Source organism: Streptomyces sp. NPDC002870 (genome assembly GCF_042888505.1).
GTDB lineage: Bacteria > Actinomycetota > Actinomycetes > Streptomycetales > Streptomycetaceae > Streptomyces.
Window position 1 is genome coordinate 1 of record NZ_JBIAPW010000068.1, and the last position, 10,431, is coordinate 10,431.

The 10,431-nt window shown below is 69.3% G+C and carries 2 protein-coding genes; both read left to right on the forward strand.

What is annotated here, in order from left to right:
- Window positions 1-7,380 (forward strand): SDR family NAD(P)-dependent oxidoreductase (locus ACFYWY_RS37710; RefSeq protein ID WP_389195881.1); only part of this gene is annotated, 7,380 nt, incomplete at its 5' end.
- Window positions 7,381-7,453: 73 nt separating this feature from the next.
- Window positions 7,454-10,431 (forward strand): type I polyketide synthase (locus tag ACFYWY_RS37715; RefSeq protein WP_389195884.1); only part of this gene is annotated, 2,978 nt, incomplete at its 3' end.

Below are 10,431 nucleotides of genomic sequence, written 5' to 3' on the forward strand. Positions count from 1 at the left end.
GCGGATGCGGCGGTGTATCTGGATGAGTTGACGCGTGGGCTGGATCTGGCGGCGTTCGTGGTGTTCTCGTCGGTGGCGGGGACCTTCGGCAGCGCAGGTCAGGCCAACTACGCGGCAGCGAACGCCTTCTTGGACGCTCTGGCGGGGTCCCGGCGTACGGAGGGTCTGCCGGCGACGTCACTGGCGTGGGGCCCCTGGGCTCCGGGCGCGGGGATGACCAGTGAGTTGAGTGAGGCGGACCTGCGGCGTATGGCCAGGTCGGGCATGCTGCCGATCTCTGCGGAACAAGGACTCAGGCTGTTCGACGATGCCCTGGAGAGCGGATCCGGGCTGGAGCGGGCCGCCGTACTGCCGGTGAACCTCGATGTGAAGGCGCTGCGTGGCCAGTCCGAGGCCGCCCCGCCGCTGCTGCGCAACCTGATCCGTACTCCGGTACGCCGGAGCGTGCAGGTCGCGACAGGAGGAAGCGGGCAGCCCGATCTCCAGCAGCGCCTTCTCGCTCTCGCGTCGGCCGACCGCGAGCGGTTTCTCTTCGACATTGTCTGCGGTCAAGCGGCGGCAGTACTGGGACATGGGTCCGCGGCGGACATCGATGCGGACCAGACGTTCCGGGGTCTCGGGTTCGATTCGTTGACCTCTGTGGAGTTGCGCAACAGGGTGAACACGGTGACGGGGCTGCGCCTGTCGGCCACGCTGATCTTCGACCATCCGACTCCTGCCGATCTCGCCCGCCACATCCAGTCCCAGGTGCTCGGCAGCGAGGACGCTTCCGGACGTTTGCTGCCCGCGTTGGTGGGGGTGGACGACGATCCGGTGGTGATCGTCGGGATGGCGTGCCGGTTCCCGGGCGGGGTGGAGGTTCCTGAGGATCTGTGGCGGTTGGTCGTCGAGGGCGGCGAGGGTATCGGCGCCTTCCCGGCGGATCGCGGGTGGGATCTGAAGGGGCTGTTCGACCCGGATCCGGGCAAGCTCGGCAAGTCGTATGTGCAGAGGGGCGGGTTCCTCTACGACGCGGCGTCGTTCGATGCGGGGTTGTTCGGGATTTCGCCGCGTGAGGCGTTGGCGATGGATCCGCAGCAGCGGTTGCTGCTGGAGACGTCGTGGGAGGTCTTCGAACGGGTCGGCATCGCTCCCGAATCGTTGCGGGGCAGTCGGACGGGTGTCTTCGCAGGAATGATTGCCCAGGACTACGGGTCGTGCCTGCGGGAGTCCTCGGACGTTACCGATGCCTATGCGCTGACCGGGAATACGGGCAGTGTGGCCTCCGGCCGGGTCTCCTACGCGTTTGGTCTTGAAGGACCGGCGGTGACGGTGGACACCGCGTGCTCGTCGTCTCTGGTGGCGTTGCATCTGGCGGTGCAGGCGTTGCGGTCGGGTGAGTGCGATCTGGCGCTGGCCGGTGGCGTGACCGTGATGTCGACGCCCGACATGTTCATCGGTTTCAGTCAGCAGCGCGGGCTGGCTGCGGACGGCCGGTGCAAGGCGTTCTCGGATGCCGCGGATGGTACGGCGTGGTCCGAGGGTGTGGGTGTGGTCCTGGTGGAGCGGATGTCGGACGCCCGGCGCAACGGCCACCAGGTGCTGGCGGTCGTCCGCGGCTCTGCGATGAACCAGGACGGTGCGTCGAATGGTCTGACCGCGCCGAACGGGCCGTCGCAGCAGCGGGTGATCCGTCAGGCGCTGGCGGGTGCGGGTCTGTCCGCGGCGGACGTGGACGCGGTTGAAGCCCATGGCACCGGGACCGTGCTCGGGGACCCGATCGAGGCGCAGGCGTTGCTCGCTACGTACGGGCAGGACCGGCCGCAGGACCGGCCGCTTCTGCTGGGATCGCTGAAGTCGAACGTCGGTCACACGCAGGCGGCTGCGGGTGTCGGCGGCGTGATCAAGATGATCATGGCGATGCGGCACGGCATGCTGCCCCGCACCCTGCACGCGGACCTTCCGTCGTCGCATGTGGACTGGTCAGCGGGCGACGTCCGGTTGCTGACGGAGAACACGGAGTGGCCGGAGAGCGATCGGCCGCGTCGGGCGGGTGTGTCCTCGTTCGGGATCAGCGGGACCAACGCACACGTGATCCTGGAACAGGCCCCGTCGGACGAGAGCACCATTGACGGGACAGACCGTATCCTGGCCGACGGCGGTGCTTCCGCCGGGCTCGGGGGCGTGATCCCCCTGACGGTGTCGGCGGCCGGCGCCGAAGGTCTGCGGGGACAGGCGGAGCGGTTGCTGTCGTTCGTTGAGGCCGATCCGGAACTGCCGCTGAGCGATCTGGCCCTGTCGTTGGTGACGACGCGTTCGGCGCTGGAGCACCGGGCAGTCGTGCTCGCCTCGGAGCGACAGGAACTGCTGCTGGGCCTGCGGGCTCTGGCTGACGGGCAGCCGGCCCTCAACGTCATTACCGGTGTGTCGGGTGGGGCTGGGAAGACGGCGTTTCTGTTTGCGGGGCAGGGTTCGCAGCGGTTGGGGATGGGCCGGGAGTTGTATGGGGTGTTCCCCGTGTTTGCCCGGTCGTTCGACGAGGTCTGTGAGCGGTTCGACGGTGAGTTGGGGTGTTCGCTGCGTGGGGTGGTGTTCGGTGATGATGCGGAGCTGCTGAACCGGACGGAGTTTGCTCAGCCTGCGCTGTTCGCACTGGAAGTCGCCTTGTTCAGGTTGGTGGAGTCGTGGGGTGTGCGGCCGGATGTGTTGTTGGGGCATTCGGTTGGTGAGTTGGCGGCCGCTTATGTCGCTGGGGTCTGGTCGCTGGAGGATGCGTGCCGTCTGGTGGCGGCCCGTGGCCGGTTGATGCAGGCTCTCCCGCCGGGCGGGGCGATGGTGGCTGTGCAGGTGTCGGAGGCGGAGGTGCAGCCGCTGCTGGCGGGCCGCGAGGGTGAGGTCGGCCTGGCGGCGGTCAACGGTCCGGATGCGGTGGTGATCTCCGGTGCCGAGGAAGCGGTCGCGGAGATCGCCGAGTGCTTCCGGGGTCTGGAGCGTAAGACGACGTCGTTGCGGGTGAGTCATGCGTTCCACTCGCCGTTGATGGACCCGATGCTGGAGGACTTCCGCTGGGTCGCGGAGAGCATTTCGTACGACTCGCCGCGGATCACGCTCGTGTCCAACGTGACCGGCGAACCCGCCACACCGGAGGAGCTCACCTCGCCGGAGTACTGGGTCGGCCATGTCCGTCATGCGGTGCGGTTCGCCGACGGCATCCAGCGCTTGGAGGAGCAGGGCGTCAGCCGGTTCCTGGAAGTGGGCCCGGACGGCACGCTGACCGCCATGGCCCAGGGATGCCTGCAGGCCGACGGGCACCACTTCGTATCCGTACTACGCAAGGACCGTCCCGAGGCCCGCGCGTTCATGGCCGCTGCGGCAGCCATATTCACGCGCGGGGTCTCGGTGAACTGGTCTGCCGCACTGGACGGGATCGGCGCAAGGCGCATCGATCTGCCGACGTACGCATTCGAGCGGGAGAGGTACTGGCCACGCGCCACCAGAGCCGGATCCGGCGACGCGACCGGCCTCGGGCTGGCATCCGCGGAGCATCCGTTGCTGGGCGCGGAAGTCGGTCTGGGCGATGGAGAAGGAGCCCTGTTCACCGGGAGGCTGTCGCTGCAGTCGCATCCCTGGCTGCGGGACCACATGGTCGCGGGCACCGTGCTCTTCCCCGGCACCGGCTTCCTTGAACTGGTGCTGCAGTCCGGCGCCCGGCTGGGCTGCGGTCGGGTAGAGGAACTGACACTCGAGGCGCCCCTGGTGGTGGCCGAGAGCGGCGCGGTGCAGCTCCAGGTGATGGTTGGTGGACCGGATGAGTCGGGCCGACGGACGGTAGGTGTCTATTCGCGCCCGAGCGGCGCTGCGGTCGACGAGACGTGGACCCGCCACGCCGACGGGTTCCTCGTCGCGGGCGACTCCTCGGACAGGGCCCAGCTGGACGTATGGCCCCCCTCCGGCGCGAAACCGGTGGAACTGGCGGGCTTCTACGAGAAGTTGGCCGGACGAGGTTACGCCTACGGTCCGGCCTTCCAGGGACTTCAGGCCGTGTGGCGGTTGGGTGAAGACGTCTTCGCCGAGGTCGCGTTGGCCGAGGAACAGAGCCGTGACGCCGGACTGTTCGGTCTGCATCCGGCGCTGCTGGACGCGGCGTTGCACGCCTGGCTGGCCACGGCAGGGGAGACGGGGCCCGTACGGGTACGGCTGCCGTTCTCCTGGAGCGGTGTCTCGCTCGCTGCGGTAGGGGCGTCAGTGGTGCGGGTGCGGTTGTCGTCGGTGGACGAGGACTCGATCTCGCTGACCGTGTCCGATGCCGGTGGCCGGCCGGTGGCATCCGTCGACTCATTGACCATGCGAGAGCTGAACGAGGCTTCCCTCGACGCCTCCCGCGGCGCGCGGCACGATTCTCTGTTCCGTGTGGACTGGACGGCGCTGACCCTCGCGGCAGGGTCCGAAGCACCCGCTTCCTCCTGGGCCGTGGTGGGTCCAGCTGCCGATCTGCCCGACGCTCCGGCCGGGGCTTACGAGGACCTGGCCGCTCTGCGGGCGGCCATGGAGGCGGGTACGAAGCTGCCGGACGCGGTACTCGTCGACTGCGGCGCGGTCGACGGCGACGGCAGGGCCAATGACGAAGGCACGGTCGAAGACGAAGGCACGGTCGAAGGCGAAGGCACGGTCGAAGGCGACAGCGCGGTCCGCGGTGCACGGGCAGCCCTGCATCGGACACTCTCCCTCCTCCAGGAGTGGCTGGCGGAAGAGCGCTTCACCACGTCCCGGCTCGTCCTGGTGACCCGTGGCGCGGTCGCCGTCGCGGACGAAGGGGCCGACATCGACCTGGCCGCCGCCCCGGTATGGGGTCTGGTCCGCTCGGCGGAGTCGGAGAACCCGGGACGGTTCCTTCTGCTGGACCTCGCGCCGGGCCAGGACGGGTCCGCGACGAGTGCCGACTTGCTCGGCTCGGCGCTCGCATCCGGCGAGCCGCAGCTCGCCCTGCGAGACGGAACCGCCCACGCACCTCGACTGGTCCGGGCAGGAACTGACGGGCCGCTGCTGCCGCCTTCCGGAGCGACTGCCTGGCGGCTGGACGTCACCACCCCGGGAACCCTGGACCATCTGGCCCTCGTCGCCTGCCCCGAGGTGACCGAACCGCTCGGACCCGGTGAAGTGCGGGTGGCGATGCACGCGACGGGAGTGAACTTCCGCGATGTGCTGGTCTGCCTCGGCATGCTCGACCGCGAGGTTCCGGGCCGCGAGGGAGCCGGCGTGGTCACCGAAGTCGGCCCCGACGTCATCGGGCTGGCCCCGGGCGACCGCGTCCTGGGCCTGATCCCGGGAGCGTACGGGCCAACCGCCGTGACCGATCAACGCCTGCTCGCCCGGATGCCCGACGGCTGGTCCTTCACGGAGGCCGCCGCCGCACCGATCGTCTTCCTCAGCGCGTACCACGGCCTGGCCGATCTCGCGGATCTGCGCCCTGGCGAATCCGTACTGATTCATGCCGCGGCGGGTGGGGTCGGCATGGCCGCCGTGCAGCTGGCGCGGCATCTCGGCGCCGAGGTCTTCGCGACTGCCAGCCCTGCCAAGTGGGAGACCCTGCGGTCGATGGGTCTGGACGACGATCACATCTCTTCCTCCCGCACCGCGGAGTTCGAGGAGAAGTTCCTGCGGGTCAGCGGCGGAAGGGGAGTGGACGTCGTACTGAACTCGCTCGCCCGGGAACTCGTCGACGCCTCCTTCCGGTTGCTGCCACGCGGCGGCCGATTCATCGAGATGGGCAAGACGGACCTGCGTGACCCGGAGCGGGTCGCCGCGGACCACCCCGGCGTCCGGTACGAGGCGTTCGACCTGCGGGATGTCGAACCCGTCCACACCGCCCTGATGCTCGCCGAGGTCCTCTCGCTCTTCGAGCGGCAGGCGCTCCGGCCCCTGCCGGTCACCACCTGGGACGTACGCCGGGCTCCCGAAGCGTTCCGGCAGCTCAGCCAGGCCCGGCATGTCGGCAAGATCGTCCTCACGATTCCCCGGCCGCTGGACGCTGAGGGCACGGTGTTGATCACCGGCGGTACCGGCGCACTGGGCGGCCTCCTCGCCCGCCATCTGGTGAGCAGACACGGCGTCCGCCGCCTCCTGATCACCAGCCGCAGCGGCCCCGACGCACCGGGAGCGGACGAGCTTTCGGCCGATCTGGAGGCGCTCGGCGCCGATGTCACGGTCGCCGCCTGCGACATCGCCGACCGGGACGCGCTCCGCCGCATGCTGGCCCAAGTGCCCGATAGCCACCCGCTCACGGCGGTCATCCACGCGGCCGGGGTGCTGGACGACGGCGTCGTCGACTCCCTGACCGCGGAGCGGATCGACACGGTGCTGCGGCCCAAGGCCGAAGCGGCCTGGAACCTGCACGAACTGACGAGGGACCTCGATCTCTCCGCCTTCGTACTGTTCTCGTCCGCCGCAGCCACCTTCGGAACCCCGGGGCAGGCCAACTACGCGGCGTCCAATGTGTTCCTGGACGCGCTGGCGCACCACCGCCGGGCCGACGGGCTCACCGCCCTGTCACTGGCCTGGGGTCTGTGGGACCGGTCGAGCGGCATGGCGGGCACCCTGGGCCAGGCGGACATGCAGCGCGTCAGCCGGATCGGTCTCGCACCGCTGCCCACGTCGGACGCTCTCGAGCTCTTCGACACCTCCCTGACGGCCGACCACGCGGTGCTGGTGCCGACGCGCCTGGATCTGGCGGCCTTGCGGAACGAGGCGAGTGAGCCGCCGGCTCTGCTCAGGAGCCTGGTGCGCACCCAGGTCCGTCGGGTCGCGGCCGCCGTCACGGCAACGACAGCGGTGTCGCTGACCGAACAGCTGGGCCCGCTGCATGCCAACGAGCGGGAGCAGGCGGTCCTGGACCTGGTGCGTACCCACACCGCGGCGGTCCTCGGCCACTCCGACCCCGAAAGGGTGGAGTCCGAACGCCCCTTCAAGTCACTGGGTTTCGACTCGCTCACCGCTGTGGAGTTGCGCAACCGCCTCAGCGCGGCCACGGGGCTGACGCTGCGGGCCACCCTGATCTTCAGCTATCCGACCCCCGCCGTCCTCGCCGGCCACCTGCTCGCCCAGAGCGCCCCGGAGGAGGCGGAGCCCTCCGCGGCCGTCTTCGAGGAGATCGACAAGCTGGAAGCCGTACTGGCCGCGGCATCCGCGGCATCTGCTCCATCCGCCGCATCCGCGCGCGACGGAGGGGGCGGAGCGGACGACGGCGCAACGGACGACGAACTGCGGGACAAGGTCACGGCCCGGTTGCGTGAGCTCCTCTCGAAGTGGACCGGCGCCGGAGGTACGTCGGACGGCAAGGAGCTGGACGACGCGACGGACGACGAGATGTTCGACCTGATCAACCAAGAGCTGGGCATTTCCTGACCCCTCGGACCTGACCTCTTCGGACCTGACCTCTTCGGACCCCAGGGGGTCCCTCTTAGGGAAGTGGCAACACATGGCGAGCAACGAAGAGAAGCTGCGGGACTACCTCAAACTGGTCACCGCCGACCTTCGTCAGACGCGCAAGCGCCTGCAGGACCTCGAGGCACGTGACCAGGAACCCATCGCGATCGTGGCGATGGGCTGCCGCTTCCCCGGCGGCGTGGAATCACCCGAGGACCTCTGGCAGTTGCTCGCCTCCAGTACGGACGCCGTCTCCACGTTTCCGACGGACCGCGGCTGGGACATGGAAGGGCTGTACGACCCGGAACCCGGCCGACCCGGCAAGACGTACGTCCGCGAGGGCGGATTCCTCTACGGGGCCCCCTCGTTCGACGCGGAGTTCTTCGAGATCTCGCCGCGCGAGGCCCAGGCGATGGATCCCCAGCAGCGCCTCCTGCTGGAAGTCTCCTGGGAGACCGTCGAGCGGGCGCGCATCCTCCCCACGGCACTCCGCGGGAAGAACGCCGGTGTCTTCGTGGGCGCCATCGCGCAGGACTACACCCCCCGTTCGCAGGAGTCCCACGAAGAGCTGGGGGGCCATCTGCTGAACGGCAGCACGACGAGTGTCGCCTCGGGCCGGATCGCGTACTCCTTCGGGCTCGAGGGACCGGCGGTCACGGTCGATACCGCGTGCTCGTCGTCGCTGGTGTCGCTGCACCTGGCGGTGCGGTCCCTGCGGTCCGGCGAGTGCGACATCGCGCTTGCCGGCGGTGTCACCGTCATGTCGGGCCCTGAGATGTTCATCGACTTCGGCAGGCAGCAGGCGCTGTCCGCGGACGGCCGCTGCAGGGCGTTCTCCGATCAGGCGAGCGGCTTCGGCCCGGCTGAAGGCGTCGGAATGCTTCTGGTGGAGCGGCTGTCGGACGCCCGGCGCAACGGCCATCCCGTGCTGGCGGTGATACGTGGAAGCGCGATCAACCAGGACGGAGCCTCGAACGGCCTTACGGCGCCCAACGGTCCGGCCCAGGAACGCGTGATCCGCGCCGCCCTGGAATCCGCGGGTCTGTCGGCGGCGGACGTGGATGCGGTGGAGGCGCACGGCACCGGCACGCCGCTCGGGGACCCGATCGAGGCGGAAGCGCTGCTGGCGACCTATGTGCAAGGGCGCCCCGAGGAGCGGCCGTTGTGGCTGGGGTCGCTGAAGTCGAACATCGGGCACACGCAGGCCGCTGCCGGTGTGGGCGGCGTGATCAAGATGGTGCTGGCGATGCGGCACGAGGTGCTGCCGCCCACGCTGCACGTCGACGTACCGTCCCGGCACGTGGATTGGACGGCCGGGCCTGTGCGGTTGCTGACCGCCGAACAGGACTGGCCGCGGGAGGAGGACCGCCCGCGTCGTGCCGCGGTGTCGTCGTTCGGGATCAGCGGCACCAATGCACACATGGTCGTCGAGGAAGCTCCCACCGAGGAGGTACCCGACCAGGAGGCTCCCACCGGGGAGTCGGCCGACCAGACTGAGGAACCGGTCGCCTCCAGGCTCCTGCCGTGGGTGATTTCCGCCCGTAGCCAGGCTGCCCTGCGAGCACAGGCGGGTCGGCTGGTCTCGTTCGTGGAGTCGGGACCCCGCATCGACCCGGCGAGCGTCGGGATCTCGCTCGCCACGACGCGCTCGTCCTTCGACCACCGTGCGGTGGTGACCGGAGAGAACGGGGCGGAGCTGCTGCGCGGACTGACCGCGATGGCCGAGGGCGAACAGACGCCGGGCGCGGTCACCGGAACTGCCAGGGCCGGGGGTCGTACGGCGTTTCTGTTTGCGGGTCAGGGTTCGCAGCGGTTGGGGATGGGGCGGGAGTTGTATGGGGCGTTCCCGGTTTTTGCTGCCGCCTTTGATGCGGTGTGTGGCTTTGTGGATGGTGAGTTGGGGTGTTCGCTGCGTGGGGTGGTGTTCGGTGGCGATGCGGAGCTGCTGAACCGGACGGAGTTTGCTCAGCCTGCGTTGTTCGCGCTGGAAGTGGCTCTGTTCAGGTTGGTGGAGTCGTGGGGTGTGCGGCCGGATGTTCTGTTGGGGCATTCGATCGGTGAGTTGGCGGCCGCGTATGTCGCTGGGGTGTGGTCGCTGGAGGATGCGTGCCGTCTGGTGGCGGCGCGTGGCCGGTTGATGCAGGCTCTCCCGCCGGGCGGGGCGATGGTCGCTCTTCAGGCGTCGGAGGCGGAGGTGTTGCCACTCCTGGCGGGCCGGGAGAGCGAGGTCGGCCTCGCGGCGGTCAACGGTCCGGATGCGGTGGTGATCTCCGGTGCGGAGAAGGCCGTGGAGGAGCTCGCCGGACACGTACGCGACGAGTTGGGGCGGAAGGCCACCCGGCTGCGGGTGAGTCATGCGTTCCACTCGCCGCTGATGGACCCGATGTTGGAAGAGTTCCGGCGGGTCGCCGAGAGTCTGGCCTACCACCAGCCGCAGACAGCGATCGTCTCCACCCTCACAGGACGGCCGGCCGAGCCCGAGGCCATCGCCTCTCCGGATTACTGGGTGAGGCATGCGCGCAGTGCGGTGCGGTTCGCCGACGGCGTCGACCGCCTGGAGGAGCGCAAGGTCACCCGGTTCGTGGAATTGGGCCCGGACGGCACGCTGATGGCGATGGCCCAGGGATGCCTGCAGGCTGACGGACGCCAGTTCGTATCCGTACTGCGCAAGGACCGCCCTGAGGGCAACAGCCTCATGGACGGCCTTGGGCAGTTGTACGTGAACGGTGTGCCCGTCGTCTGGGAAACGGCGTTCGCTGGTTCGGGGGCGTCGGTGGTGGAGTTGCCGACGTATGCGTTTCAGCGTCGGCGGTTTTGGCCGCGGGGGTTGGGGGTGGGGTCGGGTGATCTGGGTTCGGTGGGTCTGGGTTCGGTGGGTCATCCGTTGCTGGGTGCGGCGGTGGAGTTGGCGGGGGCTGATGGTGTTCTGTTGACTGGGAGGTTGTCGTTGCAGTCGCATCCGTGGCTGCGGGATCACACCGTCGCGGGTGGGGTGTTGTTCCCGGGGACGGGTTTCCTGGAGCTGGCGGT